The following is a 15869-nucleotide window of genomic DNA, read 5'->3' as shown; positions in this document are numbered from 1 at the left end:
TTGTTGTAACTTGCTGGATGCGGGCCTGCAAGTGTATGCCATACGGCTTTCCTCCAGGCCCGATAAGCTGGCGCAACCCGGTGCGCCTTATTTCATGCCGGATGCGGCGTGAACGCCTTATCCGGCATACAGGATTACTCGACAGACATCTTATGCTCGGTAACCTTGTTAATGTTTTCCGGTCCCTGTTCCGGTTTCGGCAGCTTGAGTGACGCCAGCGTGTTGTACGCCGACTGGCTCACACCGCCCTCGAAGCTCATCTCGCTCGCCCCCGGCAGATGGTAAGCATTCGCACCCGGATTCCATTTCTTAAAGAACTCCGAAAGATCCGTCTGGGCGACCCAGGAGGCACACAGCATCAGCGTGTCCGCAGCGTTACCGTTGGATTCAGCACAGTAATTTCTTTCGCCAAACTTGGTTTTACCAACCTCATCGCCGCGTGCTTTACGATGCATCAACTGGAACAGATTCCAGCCTTTCATCCCTTCACGCTCGCTGTAGAACGCTGGCAGAGAGCCTTCTGGATACCATTTCTTGATATCAAAGTTTTTCTCTGCCCATTCCTTCAGCTGCGCGTACATCAGCAGACGGTCACCCGCACCGCCGCGTGCCCATGCCTGACCGTTGCTCTCCTCCAGATATTCCGGCGCAACGGTAATATCGTCAGCGACACGGTTCATCTTGCCGAGATAACGATCCTGCATGTACAGCGCCAGCACGTTGTTAGCGACTTCAGTTGCACCCGGTACAGTCAGCGGCGTTTCTGCGGCGTTGTGCCCTACTTCGTGCCAGATCAACCAGTCGTTCAGCGGCGTCGTCGGCAGCGTGGTGCTGTTCGTCGAGAAGCTGCTGTTCATTACCGGATAACCCGAGTGCGCATCACCGATGGAGATCTGCACATCGTTTGTGAAACGATGTTTATGTCCCGTCAATGCTTTATAGGTAAACATCCGGTGCTTACCGCTCGTTTCATCACGACCGTAGAAGTCATTCATCGAGCTGGCAAAGGTGTCCAGATCGTTAGCGAATTGCTTCAGTCCGCCAGTGTAATTGCTGGCATTCAGGTTCTTCTTCGGTGCGGTATAAACGAAAGCGTCTGATTCCAGCTCACCCAGCGGAGCCGGTGAGTTCAGATCGTTTTTCCATGCGCCGTCTTTATAGAACGGTGCTTTTACCACACCAGTAAAGGTGAAGCTGGCAGATTCATTGGTAGAGCTATTGCCCTTGATATAAATCAGGCCACCGTAAGGCACCTTGAACTTCACCGTACCGCTAGCGTCCAGAGAGTACGTTTTAGTCACTCTTGGCGGACGGTTCAGCGCAACTTCATGCTTCTCTCTTCCGGTCAGGTCGTCAGCCAGCGCCACGGTGACGGTCACAGGAACGTTCGCATTGGACTTAATGGTGACCTCTTTCTGAGCCGGTGCCCACAGGCCAGTTGACTGCATGTTACCTGCAAACCATTTGGTCGGATTCGAGTACAGGCTGATGGTTTCAGTAACGTTCTGTCCCTCTTCCGATAGTGCTCCCGGATACTTCTCGACATCAACTTTGATGTTCAGATCCCACCAGGAACGGCCCAGCATCAGGCGTGTCAGCGGTTTTTCCATATAGTTGAGCGGGTAGCTCGGGTTCATCATGCCCGCTTTGCTGCTACCGTCACCGTAGATCATGTTGTTATCGACCAGCGATTTTTTCAGATCTGCAGAACACTTGGTGCCGCCTGCATAGGCATCATTGGCGTAGCAGTTCAGGAACTCGGTGAACGTTTTAAAGCCCAGCTCGTCATTTTTGCCTTCTTCATAACGATAGCTCGTATCGTTCCACAGCCAGACCGACATGTTCTGGTACAGACGTTCCAGATCGACGCTGCTCAGACGCTCACCTTTGCGACCATTGGTCCGGAAGTAGAGCTCATGCTGATACAGACGCTGAATGTTGGTGCCTAAATCCGCAGCCTGCACCATCGCTTTTGCAGTGTCGGCGTTAAGGCTTAGTTGCGTATACTGTGGAACATACATGCCACCAGTAACCGGAACCCCCGTGCCAGGACGATATTCCAGGCAGTTGACCTCATAGTGATATGCCGGATTAGTACACTCTTTCAGCCCCGGGAACGCGGCGAAAATTTTCTCCTTCGCAGCCTTCAGAGAATCCTCTGTTTTATGATCGGCCTCATCAATAAAGGCATAACGCGTTTCCTGTTTGCCATCTACATCTTCCAGCCAGCTGGCAACTTCCAGCTTCGGTTTGTCATCAGGTTTGTTTTCTACCTGATATTTCCACTTAACTTCCCCTGTCTTACTATCGATGGTGTACGGCAGCGCACCATCTACGGCAGGATAACGTTCATAGACCCAAATGCCCGTTGCGCGCTGCTGACGAACGCGGTTCGGATACCCTTGCGGATCGTTATTTACTACCGACTTGTTCAGTGCCATCGACAGACCTGCGGCATCCAACAGACGCACAAAACCAGACGCGCTCTCTTCCTTAAGATTGCTCATCACGTTTTCCATGATCAGCACCGATCCACCTTTGTTCAGATAGGCGATCAGATCGGTCACATCCTGCTGAGTCAGCTTCGGTTTGCTGGTATCTGCACGCAGCGGGATTGCATAAGGATCGTTACCCACCTGAGCCACATATTCAAAGCCGTTAAGGATCAGCAGCGGCATTTCCTGCGGATCGAGATCGCCATAGCTACTTAAATGCTCAACAGAGATGCCCGCAAAATCCGGATGGAAGTCGAACGCAGCGCTGTTTCCTGTAACCTGACCATGACGTTTAAAATAGACAGTATCCAGGTTGGTGCCTACGGTCATGCTGGCTTTCGCGTCCGGCGTCCATTTATCGTCGGACAGATAGCGCAGCACGTTCTCCATGAAGTTCTTCATGTCATCCGGGTCGCTGTTGAGCGTACACTGCCCATCTTTATTAACGCCCCCGTTCCAGCTGTAACCGTTCGGGCAACGCAAAATGCTGTTGTAGTGTGGGTTACCGATAACCATCAGTTTGCCCTCACCGACTTGCCCCAGCGAAATAAACGGCAGGTTGAAAGTGGCGGTATCGCGCGTAACGTTTTCCGGCTCAACAAGAGAAGGCGCTTCCGTAATGTACGCCAGCTCATTTTTATCCCAGGCGCGTTTTTCGCCAAACGCCAGCCAGTAGTTTTTATCATTACGCGCCATCAGAATCGGGAAGGCCGCGTTGGAGATATTCACCACCGCCTGACCGCGCGCATTACCCGTGCTGCCATAGAAGTTGGTAGAGTCATGGAATACATGGAACTTACTGACAGATTTGTAGTTCGTATCCACGCCCCACAGCTTGTTGATAACGCCCTGAATCTGGCCGTCATTAACATTGCGCGTTGTCAGCGAGAACCAGCGAGCCTCGTTACAACCGTCGGTTTTCGCACAAATCGCGGTATCGATCTCTTTGGCCTGACCCGTCTTAAACTGCTCGATAAATTCGTTTGGCAGATTAACAACTTGCTCACCTTCATCCAGCGTCGCACCGTTGGATAACGAGAGATTGATAATCTCGTTGATCACGTTGGGATATTCGGCAAAGACCTTGCGTACATCATCCGGAACAACACGGGTATTATTTTGCCCGGTCGTCGAATAGCGATGAATAAGCTGATCGATATTCGCCCCGCGAACTTCATCACCCAGTTCAGTCAGCGCAATGGTCGACTTATTGCCGCGCACTGAACCCAGTTCAAAGGTATCGATACCAAAGGAGATGGTTTCGCCCCAGCTAAAAGAAAATTCACCATTTTCCCCTGTCACGCCACGGCCTGAATTGGTGTAGTAGTTGACGCCAGCAACACCATATCCCTGGCTATCCACCAGGCGACCTTCTGAGAGAATGATTTCCGAAGGTTGATACTGATAAAACTGTTCCGCGTTAGCCGACACGAAGGAGGCGTTCAGATCCGGTTTTGTTCCCGGAGTCGTGACGGGGACTACCGGTGAAGTATGAGTGGATGGCGCTTTATCAGTCGCGGCATTGTTTTCCACCTCTTCATTGACCAGCTTTTTGAACTCTTCCGGTGCCAGATCGATTTGCTTATACAGCGAGTCGAAACGTTTACTCTCGATCACCGAGGAGAACTCCAGGCACACCTGTTCTGTATTCGCCGGGCAACTGTTCATGGAGGTGACCAGCGAGAGCGCATTGCTTTTCTTGTTGTCGGAACCCGCCAGTTCTTGCGCGTCCTCAAGACTAAACGACACTTTTTCAACCGCACGCAGGCTACGCGCAGCTTCTGACTGGGTGTCGAAGGTAGCAATTGTCGTGTTGTTCCCTGCCACACAGGTGACTTTGTCGCCTGGTGTAAAGGTAAAGCCATCGCTGGATTCATCATTACAGGTGATATCACCAGTTACCCGCAGGCTTCCGCCCAGGGTCAGATAACCCGTTTTCGTAGGAACAGGTTCTGGCTCCGGTTCTGGTGTTGGCTCAGGATCAGGTGTCGGTTCCGGCGTAGGTTCTGGGTCCGGCGTTGGCTCAGGCGTCGGCTCCGGGTTTGGTGTTGGATCAGGTTTCACTTCCGGCAAAGACCCTGTTCCAGAATCTACAGGCGGCGTATCGGAGGAAGATCCGGAGCCACCGCCATCACAACCGGCTAACAGGGTTGCACTCAAAATAGCCGCTAAAAGCGATTTCTTATATTTAAATTTCTTATTCATTAATAACGCAAGTGACAAAACAATGTTAAAAAATTCGTAACTGGGAGAAATAGTTTTATGCTTTATCTTCTTTAATAATTTCCTCCATTCTTAAGAAAACGACATCATTGATAGAAAACAGGTGAAATTTATAAGAATAACCCCTATTTGATGTCTGGCTGGCTATTTTTACGAAATTTCAATAAACAAAAAATTAACAACATTTCACAACGCAACTATATAAATTCGTTGGTAGTTTTAACGATTAAGATTGCAAAAGCAACAGATAGAACGGTGTTTGCTCATCAAGCGAACATAATTAATACAGACTTGTTTTGCGTGATAAAAAAATAGATGTTCTCACGCTCTTAATTATTTAGCAGGTTATCTGAACACAAAACATTATTGCCGCATGGATAATAAAGCGAGAAATAATTTTCAATTAATAAGACAGAATAATGTAAATGAAGCCGGATGATATTAACGATCATCCGGCATTATTGATTTACGAGACCAACATTCCAGTAAACACATACGCCTGCAACAACGTGATAACGCCGATAACGCTGGCAAAAATCAGACTGTGCTTCACGGTGTAGCGGAATAGTTCAGATTCTCGGCCCACCATGCCCGTCGCGGCGCAGGCCACGGCGATAGATTGCGGGGAGATCATCTTGCCAGTTACGCCGCCGCTGGTATTTGCTGCCACCAGCAGAGTGTCAGAGACGTTGATTTGCTGCGCCGTGGTCGATTGCAGTGAACCAAACAGGGCGTTTGAAGAAGTGTCCGAGCCGGTAAGGAATACCCCCAGCCAGCCGAGGAACGGTGAGAAAAACGGGAACATCACGCCTGTACCTGCCAGTACCAGCGCCAACGTGGTGGACATGCCGGAATAGTTGGTGACGAAGGCGAACGCCAGCACCATGCCAATCGACAATATCGGCCACTTCAGACTAATTAGCGTTTCGGCAAAGACGCCAATCCCTTTCTTGATGCCCACGCCGAGGATGAAGATAGAGATAATCGCCGCAATAAAAATAGCGGTGCCGCCAGCCGAGAGAGGGTCGAATTTAAACACCGCATCCATTGGCGTTGGTTGGGCGACAATGGGTGCCGCTTTCAACACTTGTTGATGCAAATGAGGGATCTGGAAATTAATCACCAGTGAATAAAACGCGCCGCCCGGAGCAAATAACGCTTTAAACGGCTTCATGGTCCAGATGGTGACCAGCACCGTTAAGATTAAAAACGGTGACCACGCACGAATGATTTGCCCCAGACTATATTCTGAAGGCACGGGACCGCCAGAAGATGGCTTATTTACCACCATCGCACCTGCGGATTGCCCCATGCTGATTGCCGTTTCGGTATTTTTCGGCCGCCAGACTTTAAGGAATAAAGCGAGTGAGACGATACTCACCAGCGCCGAAGTAATATCCGGCAGTTCCGGACCAATATAGTTAGAGGTAAAGAACTGAGTGACAGCAAAGCTTCCCCCAGCAACCAGCGCCGCTGGCCACGTCTCTTTCACCCCTTTCCAGCCGTCCATCATTGCTACCAGCCAGAACGGCACAAGAACCGACAGGAACGGTAACTGACGTCCCGCCATTGCGCCAATGTGGAACGGATCGATTCCCGTTACCTGACCGGCGACCAGAATCGGCACGCCCAACGCACCAAACGCCACTGGCGCAGTGTTGGCAATCAGACACAGCCCCGCCGCGTATAACGGTTTGAAGCCCAGGCCCACCAGCAGCGCACCGGTAATCGCCACCGGCGCACCAAAGCCAGCCGCTCCTTCCAGTAACGCACCAAAGGAGAAACCAATCAGTAACACCTGCAAACGCTGATCGTCGGTGATGGAGATAACCGAGCTGCGGATAATATCGAACTGACCGCTGGCAACGGTTAATTTATAGAGGAACACCGCCGCGACAATAATCCACGCAATAGGCCATAATCCATAAATAAAGCCATAGCCCGCAGCAGCAAAAGCCATATCAATCGGCATTTTAAAGGCGAATATTGCAATCAGGATAGATAATATAAGGGTTATTGCTCCAGCGACATGTCCTTTCAGACGTAATACCGCGAGTGCAACGAAGAAGAATATTATCGGGATCAGGGCGACCAGAGCGGATAGCCCCAGTCCTCCCATCGGCATATACATTTGGGTCCAGGTAACCATATTGTTCAGTCTCTTATTATCTTTATATGCTTGATATACTTAAGGTTGTAATAAGCAAAAGAGGACTGAACTGTAAAATATAGGCGTTATACTTTACAGCAACAGTACGCCGCTAACGCAATTGCTACCTCTGGCATAACAAGTATATCGGGTAAGGGTTTCTGTTCTGCACACGCAGGCGCAGAGTATAGTTAAGATGTCCATATTGTTGTTATAGGCCCGCTAGTAATGCGCTACGGGTATTTAATATTGTTAAACCCTGATAATCGCTCCGGTTATTTCCGGGATAAATGTACTACCGCAGTTACTATCATAGCCCCGACAATAAAACTTGCCGGGGCTTTTTTTGACGCTATTAATGACTTTCTTTTTCGCGTAAACGCCAGGCGTGTAATAACGGTTCGGTATAGCCGTTTGGCTGTTTCACGCCGAGGAAGATTAAATCGCTGGCAGCTTTAAAAGCACACGAGTTAGCGAAATTCCCCGCCATCGGACGATAAGCCGGATCGTCAGCGTTTTGCTGATCAACCACTTTCGCCATATTCTCCAGCGACGCCTGCACCTGTTCTTTGGTCAGAATACCGTGACGTAACCAGTTGGCGATATGCTGGCTGGAGATACGCAGCGTTGCGCGGTCTTCCATCAGCGCCACATTGTGAATATCCGGCACTTTTGAACAACCAATCCCCTGCTCCACCCAGCGCACCACGTACCCCAGAATCCCCTGCACGTTGTTATCCAGCTCTTGTTGGATCTCTTGCGCCGACCAGTTAGCGTTTTCAGCAACCGGAATAGTCAGCAGATCGTCCAGCAGCGGTTCAAATTCAGCATTGAACTCGGTCTGGGCAATGTTGGCTTGTACGCTCTGTACGTTGGTTTGGTGGTAGTGCAGCGCATGGAGCGTAGCAGCGGTTGGTGACGGAACCCAGGCTGTGTTTGCCCCGGCACGCAGTTGGTCGCCCTTCTGGCTGTACATGTCTGCCATCAGGTCCGGCATTGCCCACATGCCTTTACCAATTTGCGCTTTACCGCGCAGCCCACAGAACAGACCGGAAAGCACGTTATTACGCTCGTAGGCTTTGATCCAAGGCGTCGATTTCATCTGATTTTTACGCAGCATCGGGCCAGCTTCCATCACCGAATGCATTTCATCGCCGGTACGGTCGAGGAAACCGGTATTGATGAACGCCACGCGGTTGCGCGCCTGAGCGATACAGCTACGCAAGTTCAGCGAGGTCCGACGTTCTTCATCCATAATGCCCATTTTCAGGGTATTCGGTGCCATACCGAGCATTGTCTCAATGCGGGTAAACAGTTTGTTGGCGAACGCCACTTCCTGCGGACCGTGCATTTTCGGTTTCACAATATAGACGCTGCCAGTGCGCGAGTTTTTCTGCACTTTTAAATCATAGAGGGCAATCGCGCCAGTCATGACGCCATCAAGAATGCCTTCCGGGATTTCATTGCCTTCGCTGTCCCAAATCACAGGAATGGTCATCAAATGACCCACGTTGCGGATAAACAGCAGCGAGCGTCCGTGCAGAGAAATTTCAGAGCCATCGGCGGCGGTGTAATGACGATCGTCATTCAGTTTACGCACGATTTGCTGACCGTTTTTCTCCATTTTCTCTTGCAGAGTCCCCTGCATCAGGCCCAGCAGGTTGCGGTACAGCAGGATTTTATCTTCCGCATCAACCGCCGCGACCGAATCTTCGCAGTCGAGAATGGTACTGATGGCCGCTTCGACGATAACATCGTTGATGTGCGCCGGATCGTCTTTGCCAATCCGCCCGTTGGCATCAATTTGCAGTTCAATATGCAGGCCGTTATTTTTCAGCAAAATGCAGGTCGGCGCAGCGGCATCGCCACGGTAACCGACAAACTGCGCCGGGGTACGTAACGTGGTTTCTTTACCATTTTTCAACTGGATGCGTAATTGTTTATCGACCACCTTAAACGCCACCACATCCTGATAGCTGCCGTTTTCCAGCGGTAGAGATTCATCGAGGAAACGCCGAACCCAGGCGATAACCTGCGCACCGCGTTGCGGATCGTAGCCGCTGACCATCGCCCCTTCCTGCGGGATGATGTCGCTGCCGTATAACGCATCGTACAGTGAGCCCCAGCGAGCGTTCGCCGCGTTCAGCGCGTAGCGGGCGTTCATTGCCGGAACCACCAGCTGTGGCCCCGCCTGACTGGTGATTTCGCTGTCAATGCCCGTGGTTTCCACCGTCACGCGCTCCAGTTGCGGCACCAGGTAGCCCAGTTCACGCAGGAAAGATTTATAGGCCGCTTTATCTTTTACCGGCCCCGGATTGCTGCGATGCCACTCATCAAGCGCCGCCTGAATGCGATCGCGTTCTGCCAGCAACTGACGATTTTCTGGTGCCAAATCGTGAACGATTTCATCAAAATTGCGCCAGAACGCCGCAGCGTCCAGCCCTGTTCCCGGTAAAACTTCTTCATCCACAAAACGTTTAAAATTGGCGTCAATGCGTAAACGGCCCTGGGTTATGGTTTGACTCATTGTTTATCTCCTCGTTTTCGCTTATTTCGCCAACACCGCTGCTGCCGCTTTCGCGACCTGCGCATCCTGTGCTCCGGTTAAACCAGAAACGCCCACGGCACCAATAATTTGCCCATCCACAACAACTGGTACGCCGCCTTCCAGCGACGTCAGTAACGGCGCAGTCACGAACGCGGTACGTCCGTTGTTCACCATCTCTTCATAGCCCTTAGTTTCACGACGCCCCAGCGCGGCGGTACGCGCTTTCTCCTGGGAGATGTAAGCCGCAATCGGCGCGCAATCGTCCATGCGACTTAACGCCAGCAGATGACCGCCGTCATCGGCAACAGCAATGGAAACCGACCAGTTATTTTTCTGCGCCTCTTCCTGACCTGCGGCAATAATTGCACTCGCCATTTGCTGGCTAAGAATGACTTTAGTTTTCATTTTGTTATTCCTTTTCAAGGGCTTGTTCTACAATTTCAATCCAGTGACGCACAGAGGTACGACCGGCGCTCGCCAGATGCGTCTGGCAACCAATGTTGGCGGTGACGATCATTTCCGGTTTGCCGCTTTCCAGCGCATTCATTTTGTTATCCCGCAGCTGGCGTGCCAGATCGGGATGCGTTAACGCATATGTTCCCGCTGAACCGCAGCACAGATGGCTGTCGGGAACGTCCGTTAAGGTAAATCCAAGACGAAGTAACACTTTTTCCACTTCGCCGTTCAGCTTTTGCGCATGTTGCAGGGTACACGGGCAGTGGAAGGCCAGTTTTTTATCGCCGCGAATTGCCAGTTTTTCCAGCGGTTCCTCGCGCAGAAGTTCGACTAAATCGACCGCCAGTTCACTGACTTGACGCGCTTTATCGGCATATAACGCATCGTTTTTCAGCATCTGCCCATACTCTTTGACGAACGCGCCGCAACCGCTGGCGGTTTGCAAAATTGCCTCGGCACCTGCTTCAATCGCGGGCCACCAGGCATCAATATTATTTCGCGCCCGTGCCAGCCCTTTCTCCTGCGCATTAAGATGATAGTCCACCGCGCCACAACAGCCTGCTTCGTTAGCTGACATGACGCTGATCCCCAGACGATCCAGCACTCGCGCAGTTGCCGCGTTGGTGTTGGGCGAAAGCGTAGGCTGGGCGCAGCCTTCCAGCATTAAAACCCGACGCTTATGGCGCAGCGGCGGACGCGGTTTAGCTTTCACAGTTTCAGCAGGCAGTTTTGCTCTGACCTGTTCCGGTAAAAACGGTCGCAGCACCAGCCCTACCTGCGTCAGCGCACGGAAGACCGCCGGACGCGGCACTAACTGGCGCAATCCTTCGCGCAGTATTCGCTCCGGCAGTGGGCGTTTCACTTTCTGCTCGACAATATCACGCCCGATATCCAGCAAATTGTGATAGCGCACACCAGAAGGACAGGTGGTTTCACAATTGCGGCAAGTGAGGCAGCGATCGAGATGCTCCTGTGTTTTAAGCGTGACTTCGTTGCCTTCCAGCACCTGTTTAATCAGATAGATGCGCCCGCGCGGCCCGTCCAGTTCATCGCCCAGAAGCTGATAGGTTGGGCAGGTTGCGGTACAAAATCCGCAGTGAACACAGGCGCGCAGGATGCTGTCGGCTTCCAGCGCGCGCGCGTTCTGCCGCATCTCTTCAGTTAATTGGGTTTGCATAGCCTGCTCCTCAAAGTTCCGCGTACATGCGACCGGGGTTAAACACGCCGCAAGGGTCGAGCTGCTGTTTAAGCTGCTGGTGATAGCGGAATAAAGGAGCCGATAGCGGGGCAAAGCCACCATCTCCGGCACTAAAGCGGGTCGCATGACCGCCAGCGTTGCGGGCGATGCGATGGATTTGATTGTCCTCGGCTGTCGATTTCAGCCAGCGTAACGCACCGCCCCAGTCGATCAGTTGCTCGCCGGGTAAATCCATCATCGGCGCATCGCTGGGTAATGAAATGCGCCATAAGGTACCTGGTAACGAGAAGAACGGCAGTTGTTGTTCACGCAATTGCTGCCAGAACTGACCCGCAACCTCTTCGCCCCCCAGCAGTTCACGCGCCGCTTTTACCGATCCTTCGCCGCCCTCAAGGCGGATCCACAACGCATTGTCGAAGTAACATAAGCCACTAATAGGTAGCGGCTGGAGTTGCCACTGGGCGATTTCGTTCATGGCTTCTTGCAGGCTGATTTCCCGACGCAGGCTCAGGGAGGCGCGCGGTCGCGGTAACACTTTCATCGAGATTTCAGTGAGCACGCCAAGACAACCGTAGCTTCCGGCCATTAACCGTGAGAGATCGTATCCGGCAACGTTTTTCATCACTTCGCCACCAAAACGCAGATGTTTTCCAGCGCCGGTAATGATGCGCGTGCCGAGGACAAAATCGCGGACCGAACCGCTCCACGGGCGACGCGGCCCCGCCAGCCCGCAGGCGACCATCCCGCCCCAGGTGGCTTCTTCACCATAATGCGGCGGCTCGCAGGGAAGCATTTGCCCGGCGCTCTCCAGCGCCGCTTCAATCGCCACCAGCGGCGTTCCGGCACGCGCGGTTATCACCAGCTCGGTCGGGTCGTAATTAACAATGCCGCGATGACAACGCACATCCAGCGTTTGCCCGGTGACAGGGCGACCTAAAAAGGCTTTGCTATTGCTGCCCTGAATCACCAGCGGCGTTTTATCGCTAATTGCCTGATTCACCTGCTCCAGCAGCGCCTGGCTGTAATCACACTCGCGTAGCATCAGAAACGCTCCAGTTCAGGGAAAGGTAAATGACCGTGATGCACATGCATGGCACCAAATTCAGCACAGCGGTGTAGCGTGGGAATGTTTTTCCCAGGGTTCAGCAAACCATCGGGGTCAAACGCCGCCTTGACCGCATGGAAGGTCGTGATTTCATCGCTGTTGAACTGGGCGCACATTTGATTGATTTTTTCTCGCCCGATGCCATGTTCCCCACTGATGCTGCCGCCAACTTCAACGCAGAGTTCGAGGATCTTCCCACCCAGCTCTTCCGCGCGGGCAAATTCACCGGGTTCGTTGGCATCGAAAAGGATTAACGGGTGCATGTTGCCATCTCCGGCATGAAAGACGTTGGCAACACGTAAATCATATTGCTGCGATAAACGGGCAATGCCTTCCAGTACGCCAGGCAGGGCGCGACGCGGGATGGTGCCATCCATGCAGTAGTAATCCGGGGAGATACGTCCTACCGCCGGGAACGCATTTTTGCGACCGGCCCAGAAACGTACGCGCTCTGCTTCGTCCTGTGCCAGACGGACGTCAGTCGCGCCCGCTTTCAACAAGATGTCGTTAACCCGCTCGCAGTCTTCCTGTACGTCAGACTCCACGCCGTCCAGCTCGCATAACAAAATTGCTTCGGCGTCGACGGGATAACCGGCATGAATAAAATCTTCCGCCGCGCGGATCGACAGGTTATCCATCATCTCCAGCCCGCCGGGGATAATGCCATTGGCGATGATGTCACCAACTGCAAGTCCGGCTTTTTCTACCGAGTCAAAGCTGGCTAACAGAACCCGCGCCACGGGCGGCTTCGGCAGCAGTTTTACCGTCACTTCGGTGGTCACGCCGAGCATACCTTCCGATCCGGTGAACAGCGCCAGCAGGTCAAAACCAGGTGAATCCAGCGCGTCCGATCCCAGCGTCAGCGCCTCGCCGTCCAGCGTTTGCACTTCAATTTTCAGCAGGTTATGTACGGTCAGACCATATTTCAGGCAGTGGACGCCGCCGGCATTTTCTGCCACGTTGCCGCCAATGGAACAGGCGATTTGTGAGGAAGGGTCCGGTGCGTAGTAGAGATTATGCGGTGCAACGGCCTGGGAGATCGCCAGGTTACGCACGCCTGGCTGCACGCGCGCGCGGCGACCAACGGGGTTAATGTCGAGGATCTCTTTAAAGCGCGCCATCACCAACAACACACCTTTTTCCAGCGGCAGCGCGCCACCAGAAAGCCCGGTGCCTGCACCACGGGTCACCACCGGTACACGCAGGCGATGGCAGACAGCAAGAATCGCTGTCACCTGTTCCATTTGCTTAGGCAGAACAACCAGTAATGGACGCGTGCGATACGCGCTCAACCCGCCACACTCGTAAGGAATGATCTCCTCATCGGTATGCAGGATCTCAAGTCCAGGGACATGCTCACGCAGTGCCATCAGTACCGATGTGCGGTCGACATCGGGTAAAGCGCCATCAAGACGCTCTTCGTACAAGATGCTCATGAGTAGGCTTCGCTTTGTTGTGTTGTGTGGCAGCTGATTTTTGCGCGCTGCTTCTGTGAACAGTTATTAAGCGGGCTTTTCGTTTTCGTCTATCTCTTTAGCTACCGGTCAGACCATTTTTTTTCCAGCTCTGTGACCTTGCCTTGGTTAACTCAATGTTAAATTGATGTAACATAATCACTTACGTGATGTGCGTGTTTTGCGAGTTAAGAACAGAAAAATTGGTCCTACCTGTGCACGAGGTCCGGGAATGAAAGATGAACGTCGCCCTATTTGCGAAGTGGTTGCAGAGAGTATCGAACGGTTAATTATCGACGGCGTACTGAAGGTCGGTCAGCCACTTCCCTCGGAACGTCGACTGTGTGAAAAGCTCGGCTTCTCACGCTCCGCACTGCGTGAAGGGCTGACCGTGCTGCGCGGGCGCGGGATTATTGAGACGGCGCAGGGTCGCGATTCTCGTGTCGCACGGCTTAATCGGGTGCAGGACACCAGCCCGCTGATCCATCTGTTCAGTACGCAGCCGCGAACGCTGTACGATCTGCTCGACGTTCGCGCATTACTGGAGGGCGAATCGGCAAGGCTGGCGGCAACGCTGGGAACGCAGGCTGATTTTGTTGTGATAACCCGCTGTTATGAAAAAATGCTCGCCGCCAGTGAGAACAACAAAGAGATTTCGCTGATCGAACATGCGCAGTTGGATCACGCTTTCCATCTCGCCATTTGTCAGGCTTCTCACAATCAGGTGCTGGTGTTTACGCTGCAATCATTGACCGATCTGATGTTTAATTCAGTGTTTGCCAGCGTAAATAATCTCTACCATCGACCACAGCAAAAAAAGCAGATCGATCGCCAGCATGCGAGGATCTACAACGCGGTGTTGCAGCGGCTGCCGCACGTCGCCCAGCGCGCAGCACGCGATCATGTGCGGACCGTGAAAAAGAATCTCCACGATATCGAGCTGGAAGGCCACCATTTGATTCGCTCGGCGGTGCCGCTGGAGATGAACCTGAGTTAGCTGGTATTAAATCTGCTTTTCATACAATCGGTAACGCTTGTACGGCTCCGCCCCAATGCGTTCCAGCATGTTATTCATGCCTGTATTGGTTTCGAGGATCCATGACATCTCCAGCGCATCGATCTTCCGGCGGGCAAACGGATCGCGTAAGGCTTCAATCAATAACAGCGCAATCACCGGGCCGATGCGGCTGAACTGATACTCGTCGCGCACGCCCATCAGCGGTACTCGCGCAGTTCGCACACCGCTGACTTTCAAACGCCACAGCAATTTTGCCCAGCCGAAGGGAAAGAGCGATCCGTTCAGATCGGCAATCGCCTCGTTGATGTTCGGCAAGCCGACAATAAACGCGCAGGGTGCAGAATCAATCTCAGCGATATAGATCATATCGTCCGGCACCAGATATTTAAGTTGATCGCCCATGGTCGCGAATTCATGTTCGGTAAACGGCACAAATCCCCAGTTGTGCTGCCAGCCAGAGTTGAAAATCTCACGCAGGATCTGCATTTCTTCGGCAAACCGCTGACGATTGATGCAGCGAATGGTCACCTTTTTGCGCACCTGATCCATCAGTTTTTTTAGCGCCGGAGAGAAAGTGAGATCGGTTCGCTGCATCCACCACGCCAGTAAATCAATGCCTTTGTGATAACCCAGTTGTTCAATATGCGCGGCATACCACGGTTTGCCGTGTGGCATCATCGCACAGGGTGGTGTGTCAAAACCTTCAATCAGTAATCCGCTTTCCTGATTGATATTCAGGCTGAAAGGACCGCTGATCTTACTTGCACCTTGTGACTTCAACCACGCTTCCGCTGCGCCAAACAACGCGGCAAAAACCTGCGGATCATCAATGGCGTCAATCATGCCGAAATGACCGGTATCTTCACCGTAACGCTCACGGTGCAAGGTATCTATTTGCGCGGTAATACGCCCAACTATCTGCCCCGCTTTTTTTGCCACCCACGCCTGCCAGATGATATGGTCCGTCCCCGGATTTTTCGCAGACAAATGCTCGTTGCGTTCTATGAATAAAGGGGGTATCCAGTTTGGATCGTCGGGATAAAGTGATGACGGAAAAGCGATAAATGCCTTAAGGTCATTTTTATTAATTACTTTTTCAATTTTAATCATCAGCAGATCGCATTCCATATCTCTGTGGATAACAAATAATTAACGGTGAAAAACAGGTTGCAACAGCAACGAACGACACCTTAATAATCAACCCAATGAATACAAACAAAGAA

The 15869-nt window shown here is 52.3% G+C and carries 9 protein-coding genes; 1 reads left to right on the top strand and 8 read right to left on the bottom strand.

All coding sequences use genetic code 11. The features are described from left to right. Positions 1 to 134 precede the first annotated feature (134 nt). From sslE to glcD, 7 genes are all read right to left on the bottom strand, one after another. Complete coding sequence (sslE, locus tag HGD79_RS19675) at positions 135 to 4700, bottom strand: lipoprotein metalloprotease SslE (RefSeq protein WP_168848480.1); 4566 nt, start codon at positions 4698 to 4700, stop codon at positions 135 to 137. A 484-nt stretch (positions 4701 to 5184) separates the two neighbouring features. After that, complete coding sequence (glcA, locus tag HGD79_RS19670; protein ID WP_000259303.1) at positions 5185 to 6867, bottom strand: glycolate permease GlcA; 1683 nt, start codon at positions 6865 to 6867, stop codon at positions 5185 to 5187. 355 nt (positions 6868 to 7222) lie between these two features. After that, positions 7223 to 9394 (bottom strand): malate synthase G, encoded by a 2172-nt coding sequence (gene glcB, locus HGD79_RS19665; RefSeq protein WP_021564869.1) that lies wholly within the window; start codon positions 9392 to 9394, stop codon positions 7223 to 7225. A gap of 21 nt (positions 9395 to 9415) precedes the next feature. Next, positions 9416 to 9820, bottom strand: coding sequence for a GlcG family protein (locus HGD79_RS19660; protein ID WP_000853256.1), 405 nt, complete (start codon positions 9818 to 9820; stop codon positions 9416 to 9418). Positions 9821 to 9824: 4 nt separating this feature from the next. Continuing rightward, entirely contained in the window at positions 9825 to 11048 is a 1224-nt protein-coding gene (gene glcF, locus HGD79_RS19655; RefSeq protein WP_001194655.1) for a glycolate oxidase subunit GlcF, read from the bottom strand. Between the two features lie 10 nt (positions 11049 to 11058). Continuing rightward, positions 11059 to 12111: a glycolate oxidase subunit GlcE gene (gene glcE / locus HGD79_RS19650; RefSeq protein WP_000943059.1), complete on the bottom strand. Its 1053-nt coding sequence runs from the start codon at positions 12109 to 12111 to the stop codon at positions 11059 to 11061. Continuing rightward, entirely contained in the window at positions 12111 to 13610 is a 1500-nt protein-coding gene (glcD, locus tag HGD79_RS19645; protein ID WP_168848479.1) for a glycolate oxidase subunit GlcD, read from the bottom strand. The genes glcE and glcD overlap by 1 nt, the downstream gene beginning before the upstream one ends. A gap of 250 nt (positions 13611 to 13860) precedes the next feature. On the opposite strand from glcD, the gene glcC reads away from it, so the two are divergent. Continuing rightward, entirely contained in the window at positions 13861 to 14625 is a 765-nt protein-coding gene (gene glcC / locus HGD79_RS19640) for a transcriptional regulator GlcC (RefSeq protein ID WP_001297764.1), read from the top strand. Between the two features lie 6 nt (positions 14626 to 14631). Here the strand turns inward: glcC and yghO are convergent, their stop codons facing one another. Continuing rightward, a complete protein-coding gene (yghO, locus tag HGD79_RS19635; protein ID WP_000388786.1) occupies positions 14632 to 15774 on the bottom strand; it encodes a protein YghO in 1143 nt (380 codons plus the stop codon). Positions 15775 to 15869 lie beyond the last annotated feature (95 nt).

Origin of the sequence: Escherichia sp. SCLE84 (genome assembly GCF_012584495.1) — a bacterium.
Classification (GTDB): Bacteria; Pseudomonadota; Gammaproteobacteria; order Enterobacterales; family Enterobacteriaceae; genus ECMA0423.
The sequence above is the reverse complement of the archived record's forward strand: the minus strand, read 5'-3'. Positions and strand labels throughout refer to the sequence as shown.

Excerpts from the sequence above, each read along its gene's own strand:
- sslE (WP_168848480.1), bottom strand. The coding sequence starts at position 4,700 with ATGAATAAGAAATTTAAATATAAGAAATCGCTTTTAGCGGCTATTTTG.
- glcA (WP_000259303.1), bottom strand. The coding sequence starts at position 6,867 with ATGGTTACCTGGACCCAAATGTATATGCCGATGGGAGGACTGGGGCTA.
- glcB (WP_021564869.1), bottom strand. The coding sequence starts at position 9,394 with ATGAGTCAAACCATAACCCAGGGCCGTTTACGCATTGACGCCAATTTT.
- HGD79_RS19660 (WP_000853256.1), bottom strand. The coding sequence starts at position 9,820 with ATGAAAACTAAAGTCATTCTTAGCCAGCAAATGGCGAGTGCAATTATT.
- glcF (WP_001194655.1), bottom strand. The coding sequence starts at position 11,048 with ATGCAAACCCAATTAACTGAAGAGATGCGGCAGAACGCGCGCGCGCTG.
- glcE (WP_000943059.1), bottom strand. The coding sequence starts at position 12,111 with ATGCTACGCGAGTGTGATTACAGCCAGGCGCTGCTGGAGCAGGTGAAT.
- glcD (WP_168848479.1), bottom strand. The coding sequence starts at position 13,610 with ATGAGCATCTTGTACGAAGAGCGTCTTGATGGCGCTTTACCCGATGTC.
- glcC (WP_001297764.1), top strand. The coding sequence starts at position 13,861 with ATGAAAGATGAACGTCGCCCTATTTGCGAAGTGGTTGCAGAGAGTATC.
- yghO (WP_000388786.1), bottom strand. The coding sequence starts at position 15,774 with ATGGAATGCGATCTGCTGATGATTAAAATTGAAAAAGTAATTAATAAA.